Annotated in this window: 22 protein-coding genes; 12 read left to right on the top strand and 10 right to left on the bottom strand. The window is 67.4% G+C overall.

All coding sequences use genetic code 11. The annotated features are described in order from the left end of the window. Positions 1-2: 2 nt before the first annotated feature. From MGN01_RS04875 to MGN01_RS04860, 4 genes are all read right to left on the bottom strand, one after another. Positions 3-1,211 carry a Re/Si-specific NAD(P)(+) transhydrogenase subunit alpha gene (locus MGN01_RS04875; RefSeq protein WP_147045464.1) on the bottom strand — a complete coding sequence of 403 codons (1,209 nt, stop codon included), beginning with the start codon at positions 1,209-1,211 and terminating at the stop codon, positions 3-5. A gap of 143 nt (positions 1,212-1,354) precedes the next feature. Next, on the bottom strand, positions 1,355-1,648 hold the full coding sequence (locus MGN01_RS04870; protein ID WP_147045463.1) for an aa3-type cytochrome c oxidase subunit IV: 294 nt from the start codon (positions 1,646-1,648) through the stop codon (positions 1,355-1,357). 113 nt (positions 1,649-1,761) lie between these two features. Further along, positions 1,762-3,123: an ABC1 kinase family protein gene (locus MGN01_RS04865; RefSeq protein ID WP_147045462.1), complete on the bottom strand. Its 1,362-nt coding sequence runs from the start codon at positions 3,121-3,123 to the stop codon at positions 1,762-1,764. A 211-nt stretch (positions 3,124-3,334) separates the two neighbouring features. Next, positions 3,335-5,164 (bottom strand): M3 family oligoendopeptidase, encoded by a 1,830-nt coding sequence (locus tag MGN01_RS04860; RefSeq protein WP_238258326.1) that lies wholly within the window; start codon positions 5,162-5,164, stop codon positions 3,335-3,337. Positions 5,165-5,501: 337 nt separating this feature from the next. Between MGN01_RS04860 and MGN01_RS04855 the strand changes: the two genes are divergently transcribed. The 3 genes from MGN01_RS04855 to MGN01_RS04845 all read left to right on the top strand — a co-directional run bounded on the left by MGN01_RS04855 (position 5,502) and on the right by MGN01_RS04845 (position 10,997). Further along, the gene (locus tag MGN01_RS04855; protein ID WP_147045460.1) at positions 5,502-6,995 is read left to right on the top strand and encodes a sigma-54-dependent transcriptional regulator; all 1,494 of its coding nucleotides are present in this window, start codon (positions 5,502-5,504) and stop codon (positions 6,993-6,995) included. Positions 6,996-7,209: 214 nt separating this feature from the next. Then, positions 7,210-9,237, top strand: coding sequence for a L,D-transpeptidase family protein (locus MGN01_RS04850; protein WP_147045459.1), 2,028 nt, complete (start codon positions 7,210-7,212; stop codon positions 9,235-9,237). Between the two features lie 374 nt (positions 9,238-9,611). Beyond that, complete coding sequence (locus tag MGN01_RS04845) at positions 9,612-10,997, top strand: peptidoglycan L,D-endopeptidase MepK (protein WP_147045641.1); 1,386 nt, start codon at positions 9,612-9,614, stop codon at positions 10,995-10,997. On the opposite strand, the gene MGN01_RS23420 is transcribed toward MGN01_RS04845, so the two are convergent. Beyond that, on the bottom strand, positions 10,998-11,429 hold the full coding sequence (locus tag MGN01_RS23420) for a PilZ domain-containing protein (protein WP_280178536.1): 432 nt from the start codon (positions 11,427-11,429) through the stop codon (positions 10,998-11,000). It abuts the gene before it with no gap. A gap of 572 nt (positions 11,430-12,001) precedes the next feature. Here MGN01_RS23420 and MGN01_RS23415 point away from each other — a divergent pair. After that, on the top strand, positions 12,002-12,166 hold the full coding sequence (locus MGN01_RS23415) for a hypothetical protein (protein ID WP_170245838.1): 165 nt from the start codon (positions 12,002-12,004) through the stop codon (positions 12,164-12,166). Positions 12,167-12,220: 54 nt separating this feature from the next. Here the strand turns inward: MGN01_RS23415 and MGN01_RS04835 are convergent, their stop codons facing one another. Then, positions 12,221-13,117, bottom strand: a complete 897-nt coding sequence (locus MGN01_RS04835; protein ID WP_147045457.1) for a metallophosphoesterase family protein — start codon at positions 13,115-13,117, stop codon at positions 12,221-12,223. Positions 13,118-13,327: 210 nt separating this feature from the next. Here MGN01_RS04835 and MGN01_RS04830 point away from each other — a divergent pair, with 210 nt between their 5' ends. The 3 genes from MGN01_RS04830 to lpxK are packed head-to-tail and all read left to right on the top strand — an operon-like array spanning position 13,328 to position 16,332. Then, entirely contained in the window at positions 13,328-14,050 is a 723-nt protein-coding gene (locus MGN01_RS04830; RefSeq protein ID WP_147045456.1) for a lysophospholipid acyltransferase family protein, read from the top strand. Then, positions 14,047-15,351: a 3-deoxy-D-manno-octulosonic acid transferase gene (locus tag MGN01_RS04825; RefSeq protein WP_147045455.1), complete on the top strand. Its 1,305-nt coding sequence runs from the start codon at positions 14,047-14,049 to the stop codon at positions 15,349-15,351. The genes MGN01_RS04830 and MGN01_RS04825 overlap by 4 nt, the downstream gene beginning before the upstream one ends. Beyond that, complete coding sequence (lpxK, locus tag MGN01_RS04820) at positions 15,352-16,332, top strand: tetraacyldisaccharide 4'-kinase (protein WP_147045454.1); 981 nt, start codon at positions 15,352-15,354, stop codon at positions 16,330-16,332. It abuts the gene before it with no gap. Between the two features lie 191 nt (positions 16,333-16,523). On the opposite strand, the gene MGN01_RS04815 is transcribed toward lpxK, so the two are convergent. Further along, complete coding sequence (locus tag MGN01_RS04815) at positions 16,524-16,748, bottom strand: DUF2093 domain-containing protein (protein ID WP_147045453.1); 225 nt, start codon at positions 16,746-16,748, stop codon at positions 16,524-16,526. A gap of 110 nt (positions 16,749-16,858) precedes the next feature. On the opposite strand from MGN01_RS04815, the gene MGN01_RS04810 reads away from it, so the two are divergent. Genes MGN01_RS04810 through MGN01_RS23410 form a run of 5 tightly spaced genes read left to right on the top strand, consistent with a single transcriptional unit; the run spans position 16,859 to position 20,437 of the window. Next, entirely contained in the window at positions 16,859-17,299 is a 441-nt protein-coding gene (locus tag MGN01_RS04810; RefSeq protein WP_147045452.1) for a cytidine deaminase, read from the top strand. A gap of 8 nt (positions 17,300-17,307) precedes the next feature. Next, positions 17,308-18,135: a purine-nucleoside phosphorylase gene (locus tag MGN01_RS04805; RefSeq protein WP_147045640.1), complete on the top strand. Its 828-nt coding sequence runs from the start codon at positions 17,308-17,310 to the stop codon at positions 18,133-18,135. Then, positions 18,132-18,887 (top strand): deoxyribose-phosphate aldolase, encoded by a 756-nt coding sequence (deoC, locus tag MGN01_RS04800; RefSeq protein ID WP_147045451.1) that lies wholly within the window; start codon positions 18,132-18,134, stop codon positions 18,885-18,887. The genes MGN01_RS04805 and deoC overlap by 4 nt, the downstream gene beginning before the upstream one ends. Next, positions 18,884-20,194, top strand: coding sequence for a thymidine phosphorylase (gene deoA / locus MGN01_RS04795; protein ID WP_147045450.1), 1,311 nt, complete (start codon positions 18,884-18,886; stop codon positions 20,192-20,194). The genes deoC and deoA overlap by 4 nt, the downstream gene beginning before the upstream one ends. A 21-nt stretch (positions 20,195-20,215) precedes the next feature. Continuing rightward, positions 20,216-20,437 (top strand): hypothetical protein, encoded by a 222-nt coding sequence (locus MGN01_RS23410; RefSeq protein WP_170245837.1) that lies wholly within the window; start codon positions 20,216-20,218, stop codon positions 20,435-20,437. 449 nt (positions 20,438-20,886) lie between these two features. Here MGN01_RS23410 and MGN01_RS04785 read toward each other — a convergent pair whose 3' ends face one another. The 3 genes from MGN01_RS04785 to dnaK all read right to left on the bottom strand — a co-directional run bounded on the left by MGN01_RS04785 (position 20,887) and on the right by dnaK (position 24,914). After that, positions 20,887-21,534 carry a class I SAM-dependent methyltransferase gene (locus MGN01_RS04785; protein ID WP_147045448.1) on the bottom strand — a complete coding sequence of 216 codons (648 nt, stop codon included), beginning with the start codon at positions 21,532-21,534 and terminating at the stop codon, positions 20,887-20,889. Positions 21,535-21,704: 170 nt separating this feature from the next. Further along, complete coding sequence (dnaJ, locus tag MGN01_RS04780) at positions 21,705-22,856, bottom strand: molecular chaperone DnaJ (RefSeq protein ID WP_147045447.1); 1,152 nt, start codon at positions 22,854-22,856, stop codon at positions 21,705-21,707. Positions 22,857-22,997: 141 nt separating this feature from the next. Further along, on the bottom strand, positions 22,998-24,914 hold the full coding sequence (gene dnaK, locus MGN01_RS04775) for a molecular chaperone DnaK (protein ID WP_147045446.1): 1,917 nt from the start codon (positions 24,912-24,914) through the stop codon (positions 22,998-23,000). Positions 24,915-24,946: the final 32 nt, after the last annotated feature.

Raw genomic sequence — 24,946 nt, 5'->3', positions numbered from 1 at the left:
TCTTATTTCTCCCCGGTCGCAGGCGTAGCGGGTTTGGTTGCGTCGAAACCCGGGGCCTCGGGCGCGGAAGCTTCGGATTTGGACTTGAACGAGTCGTGGACGACCTGGCCGTCACGGGTGAGGTTCGTCGCTTTGACGAGCTCGTCGTCCCACTTCACCGCGAGCTGTTTCGACTCCTTGTCGACCATGGTCTCGACGAAAGCGAAGAGGTTCTTGGCGTAGAGGCCGGAGGCCGTAGCGGCGAGGCGGCCCGGAACGTTGGCGAAGCCGACGATTTTCACGCCGTGCTCGGTGGTGACGACCTCGCCGAGCTTGGCGCCCTCGACATTGCCGCCGCGCTCGACAGCCAGGTCGACGATGACCGAACCCGGCTTCATCGAATCGACCATCGCCTTGGACACGAGCTTCGGGGCCGGACGGCCCGGGATCAGCGCGGTGGTGATGATGATGTCCTGCTTGGCGATGTGGCTTGCGACCAGCTCGGCCTGCTTCTTCTGGTACTCAGCCGACATCTCCTTGGCGTAGCCACCCGAGGTCTCGGCCTGCTTGAACTCGTCGTCCTCGACAGCGATGAACTTGCCGCCGAGCGAGGCGACCTGCTCCTTCACGGCCGGGCGCACGTCTGTGGCCGAGACCACTGCGCCGAGGCGCTTGGCGGTGGCGATGGCCTGGAGGCCGGCGACTCCGACGCCCATGATGAAGGCCTTGGCCGCAGGCACGGTGCCGGCGGCGGTCATCATCATCGGCAAGGCCTTACCGAACTCGGCTGCGGCATCGATCACGGCACGGTAGCCGGCGAGGTTCGCCTGCGAGGACAAGACGTCCATCACCTGCGCACGGGTGATGCGGGGCATCAACTCCATGGCGAAGGCTGACACGCCGGCATCGGCCATCGCCTTCAGCTCGGCCTCGCGGCCGTAGGGATCCATGATGGCGAGGACGACGGCGTCCTTCTTGAAGGATTTCAGCTCGTCGGCATTGGGACGGCGGACCTTCAGGACGAGGTCGGCATCACCGACGGCCTCGGCGGCCGAGCCGACGATCCGGGCGCCAGCGGCCTCGAAATCCGCATCGGGAATGCCGGAATCCTTGCCGGCACCGGATTGGATGGTGACGTCGGCACCGAGCGCAACGTACTTCTTGACCAAGTCGGGGACGGTCGCGACCCGGGATTCTCCCGGATCCGATTCCGCCAAGACGCCGATGCGCATTCAAGAGCTCCCGTTCTTACAACATCCCCACAGGGATGCCGGTATCCGAGCCTATTTGATGATGTTTTGACCTGTGCAGGCCGCACCCGCCGGATACCTCGGCCGCGACCTGCCTCAGAAACGTGATGAAAGCCTGGGCAGGCTCAGCCGAAGACCAGAGCCAGGGCGAGCAGCGCCAGCACCACGGCCGGAGCCTTCCAGCCGATCGAGGGGACGAAGGCGCCAATCGCAGCAGCGACCCAGGAGAGCAGAACGCCGCCGATGGCAGTCAGCCACGCCTCACGCACGCCGCCGACGGCAAGCGCGAGAACCCAGCACAGCACGGTCACGGTGCCGATCTCGACGAACTTCACGAAGCCGCGGTAGGTCTGCTCGTGAGTTTTCTCGTCCATTGCCGGGCTATACAGCGCACCGGACACGGTCTTGGTATCGGCCATTGCGAGCCCGTTCCCTCGAATATGTCTTATTCTGGTCCCGGGCGGATTTAGCGCATGGTTTTCGCAGCGGCAATCGGCTTGGCCGTCGGCAAACGACTGATTTGGGGAATCTCTCAGACCGGTGAGTTCAGGCCGACCGCATCGAGAGCTGCCTTCTGCCGGCCACCAAGGGAGTCAAGCGAGAAATGCTCGATCTCGTCCTCGAACAGGCGATGGTAGTTAAGCTCGGAGCGCAGATGTAGGAATACCGCGCCGAGCCCGACGGCAGCACGATCCATGAACACGAATTCCTGCGGCACCGTCACCGGTCCGTGCTCTTTCAGGGCCTGATGCACCGAGAACGCCTCGCGTCGGCCATAGGCACCGGGCTGGACGCCATCGGCGACCGTACGCGTGCGGTCCTCGAGCAGCGGCCCGTAGATGAAGCGGGCCCAGATGTTGAGGATGTCGATGGTCTTGCGATCGAGGCGCTTGAATCCCCAGACCTCGTAGGCATGCACGACGCGGTCGTGATCGTCGTTCTGTAAGCCGCGATAGAGATCGACCACGCCCCCGACGAAGCGCGGGTGAAAAATCCGCACGCAGCCATAATCGAGCAGGTTGATGCCCTGCGCCTCGCCGCCCTCGGAGAAGACGGTGTAATTGCCGAGATGCGGGTCGCCGTGGATCACCGCCGCGCGGCTGAACGGATGCCACCAGGCCTTGAACATCGCCTGCGCGATGCGGTTGCGGATTTCCACCGGTGCCTCCGCGAAGGACAGGATGCGCTCACCGTCAAGCCAACCCAAGGTCAGAAGGCGCTTGGTGGACAGGTCCAGGTCGACCACGGGCACGCGCACCGCGTCGACCTCCTTCAGCACTGTGCCGTAGAGCGCGGCGTGCTTGGCCTCGCGGGCGTAGTCGAGTTCTTCGCGGACCCGCGCCCCGATCTCCTTCTTGATCTCGCTGGTATCGAGCCAGGAATTCATCCGGCGATGCAGGGCGAAGATCATCTCAAGCTGCTTGAGATCGGCCTCCACGGCCGATTGCATGTCCGGATACTGAAGCTTGCAGGCGAGCGGTACGCCATCGAGCGAGATGGCCCGGTGGACCTGACCGAGCGAGGCAGCTGCCGCGGGCTTGAGATCGAAGTTCTTGAACCGTGTCTGCCAGTCGGCGCCGAGTTCGGCCATCATCCGGCGCTTCACGAAGGCGGCACCCATGGGCGGTGCATCGGCCTGCAGCTTTTGCAGCTCGGTCGCGTATTCGGGCGGGAGCAGGTCGGGGATGGTGGCCATCAGCTGGGCCACCTTCATGATCGGGCCCTTGAGCCCGCCCAGCGCCTGGGCCAGGGCCGCGGCGTTGGTAGTGCCCTCCCCTCCGAACAGCCGCGCCGCCGCCATGCGCGCGGCGACGCCACCCATATTCGCGCCGACGCTGGCATAACGGCTCGCGCGGGCGGAGAAGCGGTTGGCTTCGCGGTCGGTTTCGGCCATCGGCGGGTTCTGTCTCGTGTTGCGTCTTCGCTCACGAGATAAGTCGAGGCGTGGCCGACACCAGGGCGCTGGGTCCGTGCGCCGCGGGCGTCACCAAGAGCGCCGCTGTTGGCCGCGATGGACGAGCGGGGTCCCAACTTACTCGTCAACGCCCCCGACATCGTCATGCGTCGTTTAATCGAACGCCGGATCGCAAGCGATTGGAGAGACGTTAATCCTCCATCCCCTCCAGCTCCGCGATCATCCCCTCGATCATGCCGAGGCCGATCTGCCAGAAGCTCGGATCGCTCGCGTCGAGTCCGAAGGGCTGGAGCAGCTCGCCGTAGGGCTTCGAGCCGCCGGCCTTCAGCAGGGCGAAGTAACGCTCCACGAACCCGTCCTCGGCCTTCACATAGACGCCATAGAGCGAGTTCACGAGGCAATCGCCGAAGGCGTAGGCGTAGACGTAGAACGGCGAGTGGATGAAGTGCGGGATGTAGGCCCAGAACGGCTCATAACCCTTGTCGAGGGTAATTGCCGGACCGAGGCTCTCGGCCTGAACCGACATCCAGAGCTCGTTGATCTGTTCTGCGGTCAGCTCGCCCTTGGAGCGGGCGAGGTGAACCTTGCGCTCGAACGAGTAGAACGCGATCTGGCGCACCACCGTGTTGATCATGTCCTCGACCTTGGCGGCGAGCATGGCGCGACGCTGGGTCTTGTCCGTGGTGGCCGCGAGCAGGCGGCGGAAGGTCAGCATCTCGCCGAACACGGAGGCCGTTTCCGCAAGCGTCAGCGGAGTCGGGGCCATCAACGCACCGTTGCCGGCGGCGAGCACCTGGTGAACGCCGTGGCCGAGTTCGTGCGCGAGCGTCATCACGTCCCGCGGCTTGCCCTGGTAGTTTACCAGCACGAAGGGGTGGACCGAAGGCACAGTCGGATGGGCGAAGGCGCCCGGAGCCTTGCCGGGCCGCGTCGGCGCATCGATCCAGCCCTTGTCGAAGAACCTTTGGGCGATCCCAGCCATCTCCGGTGAGAAGGCGCCGTAGGCGTCGAGCACCGTATCGCGCGCCTCAGTCCAGGGGATCGTGCGTTGCTCGACCTTCGGCAGCGGCGCGTTGCGGTCCCAGTAGGGCAACGACTCCACGCCGAACCACTTCGCCTTCAGCCGATAGTAGCGGTGCGACAGGCGCGGATAGGCGGCTCGCACCGCCTCCACCAGCGCGGCGACGACTTCCGGCTCTACGCGGTTCGAGAGATGGCGCGCATCGGCCACATCCTTGAAGCCACGCCAGCGGTCCGAGATCTCCTTGTCCTTGCTCAGCGTGTTGGTGATCAGCGTGAACACGCGCAGGTTCGCCCGCAACGTTTCGCTGATCGCGCCGGCCGCCTCGCGGCGCACCGCCCCGTCCGGGTCCTGCAGCTTGTTGAGGGTCGGCTCCAGCGGCAGCTTCTCGCCTCCGACAGGGAAGCGGAGCGCCGCGATGGTCTCATTGAACAGGCGGTCCCAGGCAGCGCTCGACGTAACCGATTTCTCGAGGAAGAGCTTTTCGATCCGGTCGTCGAGCTGGAAGGGCTTCTCCTTCCGCAGGTCGTCGATCCAGGGTTTGTAGTGGGCGAGCGGTCCCGAGGCCGTCGCACGGTCCATCACCGCGTCGTCGACCCGGTTCAGTTCGAGCCCGAAGAACAGCAGGTCGCCGGAGGCCGCGGTCAGGCGCTCGCGGGTATCACCGTAGAATTTCGCGCGAGCCTCGTCGGTGGTGTCGCCCGAATAGACGAGGCCGGCAAAGGACATCAGCTTACCCAGCAGATCCTCGATCGCCTCGTAGGCCTTCACCGCCGCCCCGAGCGCCTCGGAGGCATCGGGTCCCTCGGCGAGTTCAGCGATCCGACCAGCATAGGTCTTGGCGAAGTCCCGGCACTCGGCCTCGGCCCGCGCGAGGTCGTCGCGGTATTCCGGCGCGTCGATGCCTGCATAGAGATCGCGCAGGTCCCATTCCGGCAGCGGACCGAGGCCGACCGCGTCGGCCATCGCCTTCGCGGTGGCGGGGCTGTGCGCCGCCATCGACAATCCTGCGGGCGCTGAGGCTCGGCTCGACATGGGGTTCTGCTCTCCGGCGGCGTCATGGCCGCCCCATCGGGTGCGGGTGAGCGCCTGATATCGCGTGCCTCGGCGGCCGTTCAACGAGGCAGCAGGGAATCCCGGCAAAGATCGTATTCAAAGATGCCGATCGCACACGGCCCGGCAAAAACTCGCAACGTCGTTAAGCGGAGCTTTACGCTCTTCGGCGACCCTGCGCTTCGAAACGGAACAGCCCCGATGCCGTTCGCCGGACGCCTCGCGCCACGAGGCGAGCCGGACGCGCAACCGGCTGTCCCCAAACAAGAAGCGAGGGACCTGCATGTCGACCACCGTCCTCATCGTCGATGACGATCCGGTGCAGCGCCGCCTCACGGAGAGCATGGTGCGCCGGCTCGGCTTCGAGGCACGCGTGGCAGAGAACGGTCTCGACGGCCTCAACGCCCTGCGCGCCGGCGGCGAGATCGACGTGGTGCTCCTCGACATGGTGATGCCGGGTGGCCTCGATGGCCTCGGCGTCATGGCGGAGATGCGTAAGAGCGGCATCGATACGCCGGTAATCGTACAGACCTCGAACGGCTCGATCGACGCAGTGGTCAACGCCATGCGCGCCGGCGCCGTCGACTTCGTGGTGAAGCCTGCGGGCGCCGAGCGCCTTCAGGTCTCGATCAAGAACGCGCTGCGCGTCGACCAGCTCGAAGAGGAGGTCCGCCGCATGCGCCGCCGCGCCTCCGGCGCACTCGGCTTCAAGGACCTCACCTCGAAAAGCCCCGACATGGACCGGGTGATGCGGCTCGCAGAGCGCTCGGCCAAGTCGAACATCCCCGTCCTGATCGAAGGCGAATCCGGCGTCGGCAAGGAAGTGCTGGCCCGCGCCATTCAGGGCTCGGGCGAGCGCCGCGGCAAGCCGTTCGTCACCGTCAATTGCGGAGCGATTCCCGACAACCTCGTCGAATCCACCCTGTTCGGCCACGAGAAAGGCGCCTTCACCGGCGCCACCGAGCGTCATGCCGGCAAGTTCGTCGAGGCCTCGGGCGGCACGTTGTTCCTGGACGAGATCGGCGAATTGCCCCTCGATGCCCAGGTAAAGCTGCTGCGCGCGCTGCAGGAGGGCGAGGTCGACCCGGTCGGCGGCAAGCGCTCGGTGCGCGTCGACATCCGCCTGATCTCGGCAACGAACCGCTCGCTGCTGGATCTCGTGAAGCAGGGCAAGTTCCGCGAGGACCTCTACTACCGTCTCAACGTCTTCCCGATGACCCTGCCGCCCCTGCGCGCGCGCCGCGAGGACATCCCGGATCTCGCCCGCTCGTTCTGCGCCCGCTTCGCGGCCGAGGAGGGTAAGCGCCTGCGCGGCATCTCATCGGAGGCGATGGCGTTGCTGACCCGCTATCCCTGGCCCGGCAATGTCCGCCAGCTCGAGAATGCTCTCTTCCGCGCCGTGGTGCTCGCCGACGGCGACGAGCTCTCGGTCTCGGAATTCCCGCAGATCGCGGCGCAGGTCGAAGGCTTCGACGTGCGCATCCCGCCGCTGCCGAGCCAGCCGATGCTGCCTGCCGGTGGCCTGGAGCCGGTGCGCGAGATCGTCCGGGTCGAGGTGCGCGACCCGCACGCCATGTCCCTCGTCGTCGAGGATACGAGCGAGATGAAGACGATGGAGGAGGTCGAGGCCGAGGTGATCCGCTTCGCCCTGCAATTCTATCGGGGACGGATGTCCGAGGTCTCGCGCCGCCTTGGAATTGGCCGATCCACCCTCTACCGTAAGCTCAAGGATCTGGGCCTCGACGGCGACGATAAGCAGGACGAGGCCGCAGCCTGAGGTTGTCCAAGGTGATCCCTGGACAGGCCATCCATGTCGGTGCGGTGACAGCGCCACAGGGTCGCGCAAGGGCAGTCACAGAAGGGTGGCCGTCCCGACACAGAGCGCGTCGAAGCCATGTCTCGAGGGGACCGGTGCGGTTGCACACGGCCGTGCTTGAGACGATAATCATACAGTCCGTATGGCCTCGAGCCATACTGGAGGAGACTTCGTCATGCGCGTTTCGTCGAACGGATCGCGGGCGGCCGCCGCGGTCCTGGCCATGGCGCTGGCATCCTCCGTCGGCGTGACGACGCTGGCGCGCGCGCAGTCGCCGCAGGCCGAGCCGTCATCGACGATCCGCAGCGCCGCCGTCGAGCCATCGGCGACCGTCGAGGCTGCTACCTCTCCGTCGGCCTCGCATGACGATCTCGGCTCGCTGCCGCCGACGAGCGACACGCCGCCCCAGTCCGATTTCAAGGAACCCGCCAAGGAGGAGCAGCCGGCGACGGCCGCTCCCACGGCTCCGACGCAGGCGCTCGACCCGCAGGGCGAGGCGATCCTCGCGCGGCTGAAGGACGGCAAGCCGCTGCTGGCGCGCCTCACGCCGAAGGAGCGCGAGGCGATGCAGGTGTTCTACTCCATCGCCGATTACAAACCCGTCTGGATCGACGGCGGAGCCTTCACACCCGCCGCGCAATCCCTGATCACGCGGCTACGCGCCGCCGCCGAGGACGGCCTCAACCCGAGCGCCTACCCGATTCCGGTGCTAGCAGGCGCCGGCGTCACGATGTCCCCGGCCGAGATCGCCGATGCCGAGCTGAAGCTCTCGGCCGCCATTGTGCTCTACGCACGCGATGCCCGCGGTGGCCGGGTCAACCTCGCCGCGATCTCGAAGCTGATCACGCCGGACCTCAACATCATGCCGGCCGATCTGGTGCTCGGCCAGCTCGCCGTGTCGGGCACGGAGGCCGGCGACCGTCTGCAGGCCTACAACCCGAACCAGGAGGGCTACCTCGCCCTCAAGCGGCGGCTCGCCACGTTGCGCGGCGCGGACCCGGTATCGACAGCGAGCGTGCCCAAGCCCTTGCGCCTTCCGGTCGGTCCGGTTCTCAAGGTCGGAATGAGCGATCCGCGCGTTCCGCTCCTGCGCGAGCATTTCGGCCTGCCCGCGCGCAGCGCCGGCACGCTCGATGCGGCGCCCGGCGAGCCCGAGAGCTACGACAAGGCCGTCTCCGACGCGGTCGCCGCCTTCCAGCGCAGCCGCGGCCTGCCGGATAACGGCAACCTGACCCGCTCGACCATCGTCGCGCTGGCGCTTGCCGACGCGCCGTCACCGGCGCCGCGCAGCGGGGACGAAGCCGAGCTGATCTCCAACATGGAGCGCTGGCGCTGGCTGCCGCGCGAGCTCGGCCCCGACTACGTGCTGGTCAACGTCCCCGAGTTCCGCCTGCGGGTCTATCGCGGCGGGGTGATGCGCGACGAGACCCGCGTGATCGTCGGCAAGACCGATTCCCCGACGCCGATCTTCTCCGGCGCCATGGAAACCGCGGTGGTAAACCCATCCTGGTACGTGCCGCCCTCGATCCTCAAGCAGATGCTCGCCTCCGGAAAGACCGCCGGCTTCGAGGTGGTGAACCGCCGCGGGCAGATCTCGCTGCGGCAGCCGCCCGGCGAGAAGAATGCCCTGGGCTTCATCAAATTCCTGTTCCCGAATCAGCACGCGGTCTACCTGCACGACACGCCGAACCGCTCGCTGTTCTCGGCCGCGAAGCGCGCCTTCAGCCATGGCTGCGTGCGCGTCGACGACCCCTTCCGCTTCGCCGACGCAGTGCTGCCGGATACCTGGACCGAAGCGAGCCTGCGCAAGCTGATCGGCAAGGGCGAACGCTCGATCAGGCTGCCGCACAAACTCCCAGTCCACATCGCCTATTTCACGGCCTATGTGGACGATGCCGGCGTCTACCGGACGCTGCCGGACCTCTACGGCTACGATGCTCGCATCAAGGAGGCGCTCGGCCTCTCGACGCGGCCGGGTGCGATGGCGTCGGTGCCGAAGGAGCCTGCGCGCCGGGTGGCGAGCGTCCCGTCCACTCCGGCGGTTACCGCGACGCGGCCGGCCTCACCACGCCGCGAGACGCGGCGAGCATCCGCGGAGCCGCGGCCTGTCATGCGCCCGAGGCGCGCGGCGCCGGTCGAGTATGGCGAGCCGGACCTGTGGACGCCCGCACCGGCGCCGTCCGCATCCCGGACGTGGTGGTGAGGCGGAACGTCGAAACACCGATACGAGAAGCAGGTGCGTCCCAATACGGCCAGTCTCGGAACGCTGTTTCCAAGGCGCCGATGCGCCCAAGACCTTGCCCGGCACGATTCCGCCACGGTTGAGCTTTAGCCAGTTCACGAGAGGGTGAGCAGCATCAGGACTCGGTCGCCGCGCGATCACGGTCATCGACAACCTTGCGCCCACCATGATGCCCTGTGCCCGACACAGAGCACCATGCCGTCTGCGAGGGGTAGACCATCGTGCTGACATCGCTTCGGGATCGGGCCGGCATCCTCGCCGGGCTCTCGCTTGGCCGCCTCCGCCGCACCGGCACCGCGGTGCCACGGCGTGGACGCCCCCGGCACATCGTTTCGATGATGGCTTTTGCCGCCGTGATGCTCGCCGGCACGGTCGAGACCGAAAACGCGGTCGCCAACGGCGACACCCGCACGCTCTCCCTGATCCACGAGCACACCAAGGAGAGCATCACCGTCACGTTCAAACGTGACGGCCGCTACGACAAGGCTGCCCTCGATCAGCTCAACTGGCTGCTGCGCGACTGGCGCGAGGCCGAGTCGATCAAGATGGACCCGCGCCTGTTCGACGTCGTCTGGGAGGCGCAGCGCTCGATCGGCTCCACGCAGCCCCTGCGCGTCGTCTGCGGCTACCGCAGTCCAAAGACCAACGGCATGCTGCGCCGCCGCTCCCGCGGCGTCGCCGAGCACAGCCAGCACACGCTCGGCAAGGCCATGGACTTCTTCATGACCGACGCCTCGATCGACGACATCCGCGCCGCTGGCGTCCGGCTGCAGCGTGGCGGCGTCGGCTGGTATCCGCGCTCGGGCTCACCCTTCGTACATCTCGACGTCGGCTCGGTGCGTGCCTGGCCGCGCATGACGCATGATCAGCTCGCCCGCATCTTCCCCGACGGCAAGACCGTCCACCTGCCTGCCAACGGCAAGCCCTTCCCGCGTTATGAGGAAGCACGTGCCGAGATTCTGGCCCGTGGCGGCACCGTGCTCGGCTACACGGCAGTCGCCTCGGCCGACGCGATGGATGACGGCCCGAGCCTGAAAGGATTCTTCGCCGGCCTGTTCGGCGGCTCCGACAGCGCCGCCTCGACCCCCGCCGCCACGCCGGGCAAGGCGCGCGGCAAGGCGACGATCGCCGTCGCCAGCGCGGACCCGAACGATGCGACCGGCGCCCGGCAGGCGCTCGCCTACGCCGCGCCGAACAGTACCGATACCCTGCGCAACGCCATGCTGCGCCGGGAGGGTAGCGACACACCCTCCGCCAAGGCCCTGCTCACCGCCGAGAAGACGGAGCAGACCTCCAACGAGGGCTCGGCCCGCGTCGCACCGCTTCCGCCGCGCCGTCCTGCGGAGTTCGCCGCTCTCGCCGCCGCCATCGCAGCGCCGCTCCCGCCAGGGCGTGCCGTCCAAGTGGCCGGCATCGGCAATGCCGGTCTCGCCAACTTCGCGCTCGGCACCGGGCCAGTCACCTCGGCCGCATTCCATCTGCTCCCGGCCGAAGCCGATGCGCGCGATCACCTGCGCGCGCTGTTCTCAACGCAGGCACAGGGCGCTTCCGAGCCGGCCCGCCGCGATGTCCCCATCCGCCTCGCCGCCATCCAATCGAAGCCGGACGAGGCGCCGGAGGACATCTTCGCCGTCGACGCCGTCGCGACCCAATTCTCGGCACGCAGCCCAGGCGACGACCTCGCTGCCACGCACTTCTCCGGCTCGGCGCTCGGCAACTGATCAAGACAAGGAAAAGCGGCTCCGCCGGCTCACCAGCACGGTCTGGGTCTTGGCCGGTTCGGCCGCAGGCTTCGGCTCCTCCGGCTTGGTCACGGGAGGCGGCTGCCTCCCGAATCGCTCGATCCGTACACCGGCGCAGTGGCCGCTCCGCCAGACCGCCCGGACGTTGAACAGGAAGTCGTAGCCGACCACCTTGAGCTGAAAGCTTTCCGGCAGCGCAACCGTATCAGGCAGGCCTAGTCGTGCGCCCGATTTCGAGACGTCCTTCACGGTGCAGGCGATCTCTTCGCCGCTGGACAATAGGATCTTGGCGATCCAGTTGGTCGGCATGCGGGGCTCACTGCGCCGTTCGCGCACAGGCGAGTCGCCGGACGGCTCGCCGCCCACACCTCCCGAATTCGCAAGAAACTTGACGAGCGCCTCACTTGGCATGAGTCCACCACGCGTTCCCGAGCCTGCGACGCTGTCACCAAATTCTTGATGCCAACTTTCACAAGAATAGATTTTTAGGTCGATGCACCGAAATCTGATTTTCATGAACAGCTAAACTGCATCGCCGCACGCGATGGTGCCCTGGCGTCGGCGCGACCCGTAGAGTCAGAGCGATCTCCCGACCTCGGATGGGCCGACGGCGGCTGCGACATATTCACATTGGCGTGACAAAAATTGATCCAAGCGAGGACGGCTCAGGGCGCCCCATCCGCTCTCGCTGCACGGCACAATCGATCATCGCTCAAGGGGCCGAGATCGGACACGACGCCGATAATAAACGTCCCGTCGATACTTACGCAGTTTTGGCAATTCGCTCTCGGAACGAGCCATTGCTGCGCATACCTCAGATCCACAAGCCAAGGTGTCGGCTGCCCTGCAATGCCTTCCGCGCTGCAGCGACGAATGTTGGTTTTCACGCGGTCCAACACCCTTGTCGGAAGGCGCGACCGAGGTAGCATGACCCCATTCAGTCGCGTCCGAGAACGATTGTCATGGGGGCAGGGAGCCAACGCATGCAGGAAGCGATTCGCGTCAAACCTACGCAGGACGGCACCTACACGGTCTATCGCGGCACGATGGCCCTCGTTGCAGGGCTGACGCGCCTTCAGGCAGAGCGCTACGAGGCGAGCATTGCCCGGCAGCAGCAGCGCGGTACTCCGATCTCAGTCGTAGGCTGAGCCACTCAATCGGACTAGAAGAAGGCGCAGACCCGGTGCGGTCCGCGCCTTTTTTCATGCCCGTATCAGGGCCAGAGGGCGCAACGGGCCAATCGTCCCCTCCGCAGTCAGACCGCGTTCCGCCGCCGTGATCGCGAACCGGCCACCGTCCCTCACGATATCGTAGAGGTAGTACGAGGCCCGATGATGCTCGCGGATGCTGCGGGCCGAGGCCGAGGGCGCGCCGACGATCGGGATCGCCCCGTTCGGCCCCTCGACGAAGGCGACGCTGCCGACGTGATTGTGTCCGTGCAGAACGAGCTCGGCGCCGGCGCGGGCGATCATCGCGATAAAGGCCTCCGCATCCTTCAACTCGCGGCCGGGGCGCGCGCCGCCGGGGTGAGGCGGATGGTGGATCATGACGACCCGGAAGGGAGGCTCGGGTTCATCAGCCAGCGCACGAAGCAGCCGCTCGGCTGCCTCAATTTGCGTCGGCCCGACCCGTCCGGTCGCGGCGAAAGGCTTGGTCGGGATCGCCGAGGACAGTCCGACGAGGGCCAGCGGGCCGCGGCGGCGCAGATAGGGAAACGCGCCGCTTCGGCCATCCTCGCCCGCCGTCCAGGCACCGCAGGCGGCGAGCAGGCCTTCGAGGGAGCCGCGCACATAGGCGTCGTGGTTGCCCGGCACGAAGCTCACACGGTCGGCCGCGCCGAGGGCTTCGAGGAAGATCCGAGACGTCTCCCACTCGTCGGGCAGGCCGATATTGCAGAGGTCGCCCGTGCAGGCGATGTGGTCGCAATCCTGCTGGTGGAGGTCTGTGAGGAGAGCCGCCAGCAGGTCCATGTCGTGGTGGCGGCCACGCCCGCGATGCCAGTTCATGAAGCCGGTGGCACGCTTGCTCAGGAGTTGGCGCAGCTTCGGCCGGGGCAGCGGCCCGACATGTGGATCGGTGATGTGGGCGAGACGGAACATCGGCGAGGGATCGAGGCCACGCGACCGTGAGTGAATGACTGATGGGCCCGCATGTGCCGCAGTCGGGCCGAAGGTCAACCGCACGACGTTTCGCAGGCCGGCGAGGTTGCGCGCCAATCTTAACTAAGAGTACAGAGCCGCGTCTCGCCGACCGCGGCCGTCGCGGCCTCCGGCAGCAGCGCGCGAAGAGCGGGAGACCGCCCCCGGCACATGGGCCTCATCAAGACCATCGGCCGCAAGCCGCTCGTGCAGAAGGCTCTCGGCCTCGCCGCCTACGGCTATCTGAACCTCGTGCAGCGTACCAACCGCTTCACCGTGGTTCCCGCCGCACCCGATGCCTGGCTCGATGAGACCAGCCCGTTCATCGCCGCGATGTGGCACGGCCAGCACATCATGATCTCGTTCATGAAACGCCCGCACGACCGCATCGCCACGATCATCTCCAAGTCGCCGGACGGCAACATCAACACCTACGCTCTGGAAAGAATGGGCGTGCGGGTGATGCGCGCCTCCGGTGCCCGTGGCCGTGTGGTGCGCGACGCCAAGGCCAAGGGCGGCGCCGAGGGTCTTCGCGCCATGGTGCGCGCGCTCAAAGGCGGCGACACCGTCTGCTTCTCGGCCGACGTGCCGAAGGTCTCGCGAGTCTGCGATGCCGGTATCATCATGCTCGCGCGTTTCTCGGGCCGGCCGATCCTGCCGGTTGCCGTGGTGACGAGCCGTCACATTCGCTTCAATTCCTGGGACCGGGCCTGCCTCGGCTTGCCCTTTGGCCGGGGGGCCATGGTGTTCGGCGAGCCGATCTGGGTGCCGCGCGAGGTCGAGCCCGAGCTCGTCGACAGCCTGCGCATGAAGGTTCAGACCGAGCTGAACCGCGTTCACGACCAGGCCTACACGCTGGTCGGGCGTACGGACCGCGTCGGGAATCCGGCATGAGAGCGCCGTCGCTCCCCATCACGCTGCAGGCCTATCGCTACGGCCTGTATGTCGGCGAGCCGGCCGTCGCGGGCCTCCTGGCCTGGCGCTCACGGCGCGGCAAGGAGGATCCGGGGCGCCTGCCCGAGCGTCGGGGGCGCCCAGGCCGAGCGCGGCCCGCCGGAAACCTCGTCTGGATGCACGGCGCCAGCATCGGCGAATCACTCTCGCTGATCGGGCTGATCCAGGGCATGATCGAGCGCGGCTTCTCCGTGCTCGTGACGACTGGCACGAGGAGCGCGGCGGAACTCCTCGGCTCGCGGCTGCCCCCTGGAGCGGTCCACCAGTACATGCCGCTCGACGCGCCGCGCTGGGTGGAGCGCTTCCTCGACCACTGGCAGCCCGACCTCGCGGTGATCGCCGAATCCGAGATCTGGCCGAACACCGTGATCTCACTGCACCGGCGCGAGGTGCCGCTGATCCTCGTCAATGGCCGAATGTCGGAGCGCTCGTTCAAGGGCTGGGCGCGCTCGCCGCGCACTGCTGCCGCGCTGCTCGCCCGCATCTCGGTCTGCCTCGTCCAGACCACGGACGATGCCGAGCGCTTCCTGCGCCTGGGGGCGCCGCGCGTGAAAGTGGTCGGCAATCTCAAATACGATTCCGCGGTGCCGCCGGCCGACGCGCAGCAGCTCGCCTATCTCGGCGATATGGTCGGCGACCGGCCGGTCTGGGTCGCGGCAAGCACGCATCCCGGTGAAGACGAAGTGGTGGCCCAGGCGCACGCCTTGCTCAAGGAGCGGCTGCCGAACCTCCTCACCGTGATCGTGCCGCGCCACCCGCGCCGGGGCGAAGAGGTCGCTGCCTGCGCCAGCGCCGCCGGCCTGCGCACAAGCCGGCGCGCCAAGAATGGCCGGCCGCAGGCGTCCATCGATCTCTACGTGGCCGACACCTTGGGCGAGCTCGGCCTGTTCTACCGGCTCAGCCGGCTCGTCTTCCTCGGCGGCTCGCTGGTGCCCCATGGCGGCCAGAACCCGATCGAGCCGGTGCGCCTCGACACCGCGGTCCTGCACGGGCCGAACGTCGCCAATTTCGCGGAGCCCTACCGTGCCCTGGACGCGGCGGGCGGTGCCCTGACCGTGACCGACGCGCGCGACCTCGCGGCCGCCGTCGGAGAGTTGCTCGCCGACCATCGCCGGATCGATGTGATGGCGCAGCGGGGCCAGGCGGCCCTGCGGCCGTTCGAGGGGGCTGTCCTGCGCACCCTCGCGGTGCTCGATCCGTTCGTGGCGCAGCTCAAGCTCGCGGCCCGGACCCCGGCCTGAATGCGCGCGCCCGGCTTCTGGGCGCGAACGCCCCCCTCCCCGCTGGCACGTCTGCTTGCACCGGCCGGCTCTCTTTACGGGAGCTTCACGGCCAAGCGCATGGATGAGCCGGGCGAGCGCGCCGCCTGCCCCGTGCTCTGCATCGGGAACCTCACCCTTGGCGGCGCCGGCAAGACGCCGACAGCGATCGCGGTCGCCACGATGCTGCGCGAACAGGGCCGGCGGCCGGCCTTCCTGTCACGCGGCTATGGCGGTCGGGAGCAAGGGCCGCTCGTCGTCGATCCCTCTCGGCATGATGCCGATGCGGTGGGTGACGAACCGCTGCTGCTCGCACGCTTCGCGACGACGGTGGTCTCGCGCGATCGTCCGGCCGGCGCGCAGCTCTGCACCGGGGGGGGAGCCGACGTGGTCGTGATGGACGACGGCCTACAGAATCCGACCCTCGCCAAGGACTTGTCGCTCGCCGTGGTCGATGCCGGGGCCGGCATCGGCAACGGCCTGACCTTTCCCGCCGGCCCGCTTCGGGTGCCGCTCGCACGGCAATGGCCGCATGTCGGCGGGATCGTGCTGATCGGTGACGGCGCTGCCAGCGGTGCCATCGCGCGGGAGGCGGAACGCCGCGGCCTGCCGGTCCATCGCGGCCGGCTGGTGCCGCGGGCCGATCACGGCCTCGCCGGCCGGCCGGTCTTTGCCTTCGCAGGAATCGGCCGGCCCCAAAAGTTCTTCGAGACGCTGCGGAGTGTGGGGGCGATTCTCGTCGGAACGCGGGTCTTCGGGGACCACCACCGCTTCACGGAGAGTGAGTTGGACGCCCTGGCAGAGTCGGCCGAGCGGGTCGGCGCAACGCTCGTTACCACCGAGAAGGACGCCGTCCGGCTGCCACCGAACTTCGCGCAGACGCTCGCGGTGGAGTTGGTGTTCGAGAACGAAGTAACAGTGAGGGCGCAGCTGCAGGAGATGCTTGGGCCACGACCGGCCTAGCGTCAGCCCCCACCCGGCCGAGCCAATACCCTCAACCGTCATTCCGGGGCAGCGCAGCGGAATCCGAATCCACGGCTGGACCCGCGTTACGACGGGCACAGCGGCATCACGGGCGGATTGCACGCTTCGTGCGCCTTCGAGGCCAGGTTCTCGCCTACGGCGAGTCCCGGGACACGGTCATCGACGTGAGATCAGCCTGCTAGCCCGATCGCCTTGAGCCGCTGCATCGCAGCATCCGGGGTCGCGTAGGCTTCCTGGCGCTCGACGCTCCAATAGCGCAGGGCATCGAGAGCGATCTCCTCGCCGGTCACGGCGCAGCGCACGAAGTTGCCGGGCTTGACCACCCGCATCGTGCCGTCGCCGTACTCGACCTTCGCCTCGCCGCCGGGTGATCCGCGATCGTAGCGACCGAGCATCCTTGCCACTCCTGCCTGTTCGATCGCGTCATAACGCCGTCCGGTCGCGATTGTCGATCGAACCGAGATACCTCTCGACAGGCGGCGGCAGCTCGGGCCTATGGTCGGCCATGCCAAGCCCGGTCCCGCAAGCCTCCGATTCCGCGCCGGATCATCCCGCCGTCGAGGCGCTGTTCGAGGCGGCGCGCGCGGTGCGCGAGCGCGCCCATGCGCCGTACTCGCGCTTCCGCGTCGGCGCGGCGCTGGTCGACGAGGCGGGCCGGATCCATGCCGGCTGCAATGTCGAGAACGCGGCCTATCCGGTCGGCAGCTGCGCCGAGGCCGGCGCCATCTCCGCGATGATCGCGGGCGGCGGAACGTGCATCGCGGCGATCGTAGTCCTCGGCGAGGGTCCCACCGCGGTGACGCCCTGCGGCGCTTGCCGGCAGCGTATCCGCGAATTCGCAGCCCCCGATACACCTGTCCTCGCGGCCGATCCGATGGGCCTGCGCGCCCGCTTCACCCTCGACGAGCTTCTTCCGGCCTCCTTCGGTCCGGAGAACCTCGCGTGAGTGACGAGATGCCTCTCGAGGACACTCTCACATGCCTGCGCCGGGGCGGGTTCGAGGGACCCTATGCCTGCGCCATCGTCACCGGCACCGGTCTCGGCGGCCTAGCCTCCTGCCTGGGGCAACGCATCGGCATCGCCTATGCCGATATCCCCGGCTTCCCGCGCTCGGGCGTCAGCGGGCATGCGGGGTCGCTGTTTCGTGGGCGCCTCGCAGATCGCCCAGTGCTGGTCTTCGAGGGGCGCATCCATGCCTACGAGACGGGCGATGCCGCGGCCATGCGGCTGCCGCTCACGGTCGCCAAGAAACTCGGCGTCGCGACGCTACTGCTGACGAACTCTGCCGGCTCGCTGATGCCGGAGGCCGGGCCGGGCAGCCTCGTGGTCCTCCGTGACCATATTAATCTGTCGGGCCTCAACCCGCTGATCGGCGAGGCGAGCGATGCTCGCTTCGTGCCGATGACTGACGCCTACGATCCTGGCTTCCGGACATGGCTGCATGAGGCCGCCGCTGAGACCGGCATTCCCCTGCACGAGGGCATCTACGCTTGGTTCTCGGGGCCGAGCTTCGAGACGCCGGCCGAGGTGCGTATGGCCGGGCACCTCGGCGCCGATCTCGTCGGCATGTCGACAGTGCCCGAGACGATCCTTGCGCGCTTCCTCGGCCTGAAGGTCGCTGCCCTCTCCGTCGTCACCAACTACGCCGCCGGTATCGCGGGCAGCGATCCGCACCATGCCGAGACCAAGGCTGTCGCGGCCCGCGCCGCGGACGATCTCGCACGCCTCGTCACCGCCTTCGTCAGGCGCCTGCCCCTCCCCTCTTCGACGCCCGGATCATGACGGATAGCCCGATGCTCTCGCCGCAGGACGAAGCGGGCTACGCCCGCCGCGCGATCCCGCTCCTCGATCTCACCGATCTCGGCGATGCCTGCAGGGCGAGCGCCATCGATACGCTCTGCCGCACGGCACGGGAGGGCCGCGTCGCGGCGGTCTGCGTTTGGCCGCAATTCGTCGGGCAGTGCCTGCGCGGACTGCACGGCGACCCGATCGCGGTGGCGACCGTGATCAACTTTCCGGCCGGCGGCGAGGATGTGGCGCTGGCCATCGAGGACACGGTCCAGGCCCTGCGCGACGGAGCGCAGGAGATCGACCTGGTCATGCCCTACGCTGCGCTGCTCCGCGGCGAGAAAGCCCTGGTGCGCGACATGATCCTGGCCGTGCGCGAGGTCTGCGACCACGGCCAGCCGCTGAAGGTCATCCTCGAGACCGGCATCCTGGCCGCGGCGGAGCCCATCGCCGAGGCGAGCCGGATTGCCCTCGAAGCGGGCGCCGACTTCATCAAGACCTCCACCGGCAAGAGCGCTGTCTCGGCGACGCCAGAGGCGGCCGAGGTCATGCTGCAGGCGATCCACGGTCACGGCCGCGGCGGCCTCAAGGTCTCCGGCGGCCTCAAGACCGTCGGGGATGCCGCGACCTATCTCGACCTCGCCGACCGGATCATGGGACCGGCCTGGGCAACTCCCAGGACCATGCGGCTCGGTGCGAGCAGCCTCTACGCCGATCTCGTCCGGGCCAGGGACGCCGCGCCGTGAAGCTGCCGCAAGAGGTCATCCGGGCCAAGCGCGACGGGGCCCTGCTGGACGAGGCGACGATTGCCGGTTTCATCAGTGGGCTCACCGACGGCAGCGTCACCGAGGGACAGGCGGCGGCCTTCGCGATGGCCGTGTTCTTCCGCGGGTTGTCACTCGGCGAGCGGGTCACACTCACTCGGGCGATGACGCAATCGGGCACCGTGCTGCGCTGGGATCTGCCGGGCCCCGTCCTCGACAAGCACTCCACAGGGGGCATCGGCGATGCGGTAAGCCTCGCGCTGGCCCCGATGGTCGCGGCCTGCGGCGGTTACGTGCCGATGATCTCGGGGCGCGGCCTTGGCCATACCGGTGGCACTCTCGACAAGCTCGAAAGCATTGCCGGCTACGATGCGACGCCGGGGCTCGATGCCTTCCGGAAAACAGTCACGGAAACGGGCTGCGCGATCATCGGTCAGACCAGCGACCTCGCCCCGGCCGACAAGCGTCTCTACGCGATCCGCGACATTACCGGCACGGTAGAGTCGCTCGACCTGATCACCGCCTCGATCCTTTCCAAGAAGCTTGCTGCGGGGCTCAACGGGCTCGTCATGGACGTGAAGGCTGGTTCGGGCGCCTTCATGGGCACGCTCGACGAGGCGCGGGCACTGGCCGAGAGCATCGTGGGCGTCGGCAACGGCGCGGGGATGCGAACCGTCGCACTGATCACCGACATGGACGCTCCGCTGGCCTCGGCCGCCGGTAACGCCGTCGAGGTGACCTATGCGATCGAATACCTCGCCGGTCGAAGCCGGGAGCCGCGCTTCCACGCGGTGACGCTGGCGCTCGCTGCCGAGATGCTGGTGGCTGGCGGTCTCGCGGCGGATGTGGCCGAGGGCGCGGAGCGGCTGGAGCGGGCGCTAGACTCTGGGCAGGCGGCCGAGCGTTTCGAGCGCATGATTGCGGGTCTCGGAGGCCCGAGCAATCTGCTGCGGGCTTCGAGTGCGCACCTACCCAAGGCACCGGTCATCCAGGCGGTCGAGCCCGAGGCGCCGGGCATCGTCACGCGCATAGCGACTCGGGAAATCGGATTAGCGGTGATCAGGCTCGGCGGTGGACGCACGCGACCACAGGACGGGATCGATCATGCCGTCGGCTTTTCAAGTCTGGCGCGGCCGGGTGATACAGTCGGCGCGGGGGCCCCGCTTGGGATGGTGCATGCCCGCGACGAAGGCGCCGCAGAGGTTGCGGCGGCGGCCCTGAGGGCCGCCTACCGCGTAGGAGTCGACGCGCTGGAGATCAGGGAGGCGATCCTCGAACGCGTCAGCTGAGCTCCGCTACCAGCGGTGACGATGGCCCCAACCATGGTGGTGGTGGTGGTGGCCCCAGCCGTGGTGACGGTGACCCCAGCCATGGTGATGGTGACGATGTCCCCAGCCGTGGTGGCGGTGCCCCCAACCGGGGTGATGATGATGGCCCCAGCCACGATGGCCACGCCAATGCACGGCGGTCGTACCGGCATCACCTGCCACCATCTCGGCCGCGGATGGGGCGAGCGGCGCGGCCTGAGCTGACCCAGTCACGGCTGCGAAGAGTCCGCCTGCGATCACGGCTACAGCGGCAAGAGCTGTACGCCCTCGCCGGGTCGAGCGATCCTTCGTCATGCTGAGCTCCTTCTCTAGGGCCGGGGATTCCGACCTGGATGAGAAGATCTAGGGCGCGCGCCCTGAATGTGGCGTGAGAGGAAAAGCAACAAACTGCAACAAAGTGCGGCAAGCGGTGAACAAAGCCACCAATCCATCCAGCGAACAGTCTGGTTGCGCCACTTGCGGAGAGAGGGATCTAACGACCTGGCCGTCGGCCAATCGAGGCGGCAGCCAGGGATGCGGGTTACAGGATGTGCCTGATCTGGCGGCAGCCCCTCAACACCGCGTCGGCTCTGCCTGAGCTCGCTGCTTGCACGATGAGGTGCGCGCGGCCCTCTCATCGCGTGCGGTTAGAGGGGATACGCGGGAATGGAGCGTCAGGGCCGGCGGTAGACCCATACCCGCGCTGGGGGCAGGTTGAGCCAGACCTTGTTGGAACGGCTCGCGGTGTAGCTGCCCGCCTCGCACTTCGCTGGAATCGGCGGCACGACGGCGTAGGTGAACTGAACGAAGGGTGCGCCGGGATGCATCAGGTCGTGCGCGTTCTGGAGCAGGTTCATGCGCTGCTCCATCGGCTTGGTGAAGAGCGGCAGGCTGGAGATCGTCGCCGCGCAGGGCATCTCGACCAATCCCTTGAGCGTATCGCGGATGCGGTAGGCGTCCCCCTGCAGCACGGTCGCGCGCGGGAAACGGCCACGCAGCAGCTCGCAGAACGCCGGATTGAACTCCACCAGGATCAGCCGCTCCTGCTCAATGCCGCGGCGGATGAGGGCCTCGGTCACCGGGCCGGTGCCGGGACCGAGTTCGATCACCGGACCGCTTATGCGGGGATCGACGTAGGAGGCCATTGTCCGGGCGAGCATCTTCCCCGAAGGCGTCACCGAACCGGTGACGAGGGGACGCTCGAACCAGGAGCGGAGAAAGCGAGCATCGTCCTCGAAGGCCTCTCGCCGTTCGGCCGGTGAACGCTTGATGCTGCTGGACACGGCGACGGCTTTGGCGCTGGGACGGCGTAGCGGCGGCAAGAGCTGAGACCCTCGGGTCGGAGTTGGGCGAAAAGGCTAGACGATGAAAGGCTTCACACAGTCAAGCCAGCAACCGCTGTGAGGCTTGCTGCCAGCAAATCGCGACCCGGTGCGACCTGCCGCCACAGCCATAACAGGAAATGTGCCGCATTTGATCCCGCGATCGGCGATCACTGGCGCATCGTCCCGCTGACGAAGAAATCCTTCACCTTCGAGAAGAAACCGGCGCTCTCAGGGTGGTTCTCGGCCGAGGCCGACTGATCGAATTCCTGGAGCAACTCGCGCTGGCGCTTGGTCAGGTTCTGCGGCGTCTCGACAGAGACCTGGATGTAGAGGTCACCGACCTCGCGCGAGCGCAGCACCGGCATGCCCTTGCCCTTGATGCGGAACTGCTTGCCGGCCTGAGTCCCGGCCGGGATGCGGACCTGCGTCTGGCCGCCGTCGATCACCGGCACGGTGATCTCGCCCGAGAGCGCGGCCGTGACCATCGAGATCGGCACGCGGCAGAACAGGTCGGCACCGTCACGCTGGAAGAACTGATGCGGCGCGATCGAAAGGAACACGTAGAGGTCACCCGAGGGGCCGCCGCGCAACCCGCTCTCGCCCTCGCCGGCAAGCCGGATGCGCAAGCCGTCGTCGACGCCGGCCGGCACGTTGATCGAGAGGCTGCGCTCGCGCTCGACGCGGCCTGCCCCTGAGCAGGCCGAGCAGGGATCGTCGATCACCTCGCCGCGGCCGTGGCAGTTCGGGCAGGTGCGTTCGATGGCGAAGAAACCTTGCGCCGCACGAACCCGTCCGTAACCGGCGCAGGTCTGGCAGGTCCTGGCCTTGGAGCCCGGCTTGGCGCCCGTGCCGGAGCAGGTCTCACAGGCGATGGAAGTCGGAATCTTGATCGTCTCGGTCTTGCCCGAGAAGGCCTCCTCGAGCGTGATTTCAAGATTGTAGCGCAGATCCGCGCCGCGCTCGCGACCCGGCGCGCCGCCGCGCCCGCGGGCGCCACCGCCGCGCCCGGCCTGCGCATCCCCGAAGAAGTTCTCGAAGATGTCTGACATGAAGTCGCCGAACTCGTTGCCGAACCCAGGGCCACCTCCGCCCTGACTGAAAGCGGCATGGCCGAAGCGGTCATAGGCCGCGCGCTTCTGGCTGTCGGAGAGGCACTGATAGGCCTCGTTGACCTCCTTGAACTTGATTTCGGCTTCCTTGTCGCCGGGATTGCGGTCCGGATGGTGGACCATGGCGAGCTTGCGGAAGGCGACCTTCAGCTCGGTCTCGGTCGCCGTCTTCGTGACACCAAGAACCTCGTAGTAGTCCCGCTTCGACATGCCCGTCCTCGAAACCCTCGACATGCTTGATCCCCGAGGGATGCCCGGGGATCAAGACGTCCTCATACCGTCACTGCACAAAAGACCGACAGAACGTATCGGGGCCGGATCGCTCCGGCCCCATCGTCGCGACGCCTGAGATCAGGCCCGCTTCTTCTCGCTCTTCTCGTCGACTTCCTGGAAGTCGGCGTCGATGACATCGTCCTTCTTCTCGGCGCCGGGAGCCGCACCACCCTCGGGCGCGCCCTCGGCCTGGCTCGCGGCGTACATCGCCTCGCCGAGCTTCATCGAGGCTTGCATCAGGTCGTTGGTCTTGGCCTTGATCGCCTCGACGTCGGAGCCCTCGAGCGCCGTGCGCAGGGCCGCGATGGCGGACTCGATGGCGCCCTTCTCGGAGGCGCCGACCTTGTCGCCATGCTCCGCCACCGACTTCTCGGTGGTGTGGATCAGGCTCTCGCCCTGGTTCTTCACCTCGACGAGTTCGCGGCGCTTCTTGTCCTCGGCGGCATTCGCCTCGGCATCCTTGACCATCTTCTCGATGTCGGCGTCGGAAAGACCGCCCGAGGCCTGGATGCGGATCTGGTGCTCCTTGTTCGTCGCCTTGTCCTTCGCCGTCACGTTGACGATGCCGTTGGCGTCGATGTCGAAGGTCACCTCGATCTGCGGCATGCCGCGGGGAGCCGGCGGGATGCCGACGAGGTCGAACTGGCCGAGCATCTTGTTGTCGGCCGCCATCTCGCGCTCACCCTGGAAGACCCGGATGGTGACCGCGTTCTGGTTGTCCTCGGCCGTCGAAAAGGTCTGGGACTTCTTCGTCGGGATCGTGGTGTTGCGGTCGATCAGGCGGGTGAACACGCCGCCCAGCGTCTCGATGCCGAGCGAGAGCGGGGTCACGTCGAGGAGCAGCACGTCCTTGACGTCGCCCTGGAGCACGCCGGCCTGGACCGCGGCGCCGATGGCAACGACCTCATCCGGGTTGACGCCCTTGTTCGGCTCCTTGCCGAAGAACGACTTCACGACCTCGGTGACCTTCGGCATGCGGGTCATGCCGCCGACCATCACCACCTCGTCGATCTCGGACGCGCTCACGCCGGCATCCTTGAGCGCCTTGCGGCAGGGCTCGACGGTGCGCTGCACGAGATCGTCGACGAGCGACTCGAACTTCGCGCGTGACAGCTTGAGAGCCAGATGCTTCGGCCCCGTGTTGTCGGCGGTGATGTAGGGCAGGTTGATCTCGGTCTGGGTGGCCGAGGACAGCTCGATCTTGGCCTTCTCGGCAGCCTCCTTGAGGCGCTGAAGGGCGAGCTTGTCCTTGGTCAGGTCGATGCCCTGCTCCTTCTTGAACTCGGCCGTCAGGTACTCGACGATCCGGTTGTCGAAGTCCTCGCCGCCGAGGAAGGTGTCGCCGTTGGTGGACTTCACCTCGAACACGCCGTCGCCGATCTCGAGGATCGATACGTCGAAGGTGCCGCCGCCGAGGTCGTAGACTGCGATGGTGCCGCTCTTCTTCTTGTCGAGGCCATAGGCGAGCGCGGCCGCGGTCGGCTCGTTGATGATGCGCAGCACTTCCAGGCCGGCGATCTTGCCGGCATCCTTGGTGGCCTGGCGCTGAGCGTCGTTGAAGTAGGCGGGGACCGTGATCACGGCCTGCGTGACCGGCTGACCGAGATGCGACTCGGCGGTCTCCTTCATCTTCTGCAGCGTGAAGGCGGAAATCTGGGACGGCGAGTAGCGCTTGCCGTCGGCCTCGACCCAAGCGTCGCCGTTGTCGCCGCGCACGATCTTGTAGGGGACGAGACCCATGTCCTTCTTCGTCATCGGGTCGTCGAAGGTCCGGCCTACGAGACGCTTGATCGCGAAGAAGGTGCGGTCGGGGTTGGTGACGGCCTGGCGCTTGGCCGGCTGGCCGACGAGGCGCTCGCCGTCGTCGGTGAAGGCGACGATGGACGGCGTGGTGCGGGCGCCTTCCGCATTTTCGATGACCTTGGCCTGCGACCCTTCCATAACGGCGACGCAGGAATTGGTGGTGCCGAGGTCGATACCGATGACTTTACCCATGGTGGGATCCCTCTGGTTCTCTGTTCAAGCAG

This window comes from Methylobacterium gnaphalii (assembly GCF_007992215.1).
GTDB lineage: Bacteria > Pseudomonadota > Alphaproteobacteria > Rhizobiales > Beijerinckiaceae > Methylobacterium > Methylobacterium gnaphalii.
The sequence above is the reverse complement of the archived record's forward strand: the minus strand, read 5'-3'. Positions and strand labels throughout refer to the sequence as shown.

Coding starts and splice junctions, on each gene's coding strand:
- MGN01_RS04875 (WP_147045464.1), bottom strand. CDS start 1,211: ATGCGCATCGGCGTCTTGGCGGAATCGGATCCGGGAGAATCCCGGGTC.
- MGN01_RS04870 (WP_147045463.1), bottom strand. CDS start 1,648: ATGGCCGATACCAAGACCGTGTCCGGTGCGCTGTATAGCCCGGCAATG.
- MGN01_RS04865 (WP_147045462.1), bottom strand. CDS start 3,123: ATGGCCGAAACCGACCGCGAAGCCAACCGCTTCTCCGCCCGCGCGAGC.
- MGN01_RS04860 (WP_238258326.1), bottom strand. CDS start 5,164: ATGGCGGCGCACAGCCCCGCCACCGCGAAGGCGATGGCCGACGCGGTC.
- MGN01_RS04855 (WP_147045460.1), top strand. CDS start 5,502: ATGTCGACCACCGTCCTCATCGTCGATGACGATCCGGTGCAGCGCCGC.
- MGN01_RS04850 (WP_147045459.1), top strand. CDS start 7,210: ATGCGCGTTTCGTCGAACGGATCGCGGGCGGCCGCCGCGGTCCTGGCC.
- MGN01_RS04845 (WP_147045641.1), top strand. CDS start 9,612: ATGATGGCTTTTGCCGCCGTGATGCTCGCCGGCACGGTCGAGACCGAA.
- MGN01_RS23420 (WP_280178536.1), bottom strand. CDS start 11,429: ATGCCAAGTGAGGCGCTCGTCAAGTTTCTTGCGAATTCGGGAGGTGTG.
- MGN01_RS23415 (WP_170245838.1), top strand. CDS start 12,002: ATGCAGGAAGCGATTCGCGTCAAACCTACGCAGGACGGCACCTACACG.
- MGN01_RS04835 (WP_147045457.1), bottom strand. CDS start 13,117: ATGTTCCGTCTCGCCCACATCACCGATCCACATGTCGGGCCGCTGCCC.
- MGN01_RS04830 (WP_147045456.1), top strand. CDS start 13,328: ATGGGCCTCATCAAGACCATCGGCCGCAAGCCGCTCGTGCAGAAGGCT.
- MGN01_RS04825 (WP_147045455.1), top strand. CDS start 14,047: ATGAGAGCGCCGTCGCTCCCCATCACGCTGCAGGCCTATCGCTACGGC.
- lpxK (WP_147045454.1), top strand. CDS start 15,352: ATGCGCGCGCCCGGCTTCTGGGCGCGAACGCCCCCCTCCCCGCTGGCA.
- MGN01_RS04815 (WP_147045453.1), bottom strand. CDS start 16,748: ATGCTCGGTCGCTACGATCGCGGATCACCCGGCGGCGAGGCGAAGGTC.
- MGN01_RS04810 (WP_147045452.1), top strand. CDS start 16,859: ATGCCAAGCCCGGTCCCGCAAGCCTCCGATTCCGCGCCGGATCATCCC.
- MGN01_RS04805 (WP_147045640.1), top strand. CDS start 17,308: ATGCCTCTCGAGGACACTCTCACATGCCTGCGCCGGGGCGGGTTCGAG.
- deoC (WP_147045451.1), top strand. CDS start 18,132: ATGACGGATAGCCCGATGCTCTCGCCGCAGGACGAAGCGGGCTACGCC.
- MGN01_RS23410 (WP_170245837.1), top strand. CDS start 20,216: ATGGCCCCAACCATGGTGGTGGTGGTGGTGGCCCCAGCCGTGGTGACG.
- dnaJ (WP_147045447.1), bottom strand. CDS start 22,856: ATGTCGAAGCGGGACTACTACGAGGTTCTTGGTGTCACGAAGACGGCG.
- dnaK (WP_147045446.1), bottom strand. CDS start 24,914: ATGGGTAAAGTCATCGGTATCGACCTCGGCACCACCAATTCCTGCGTC.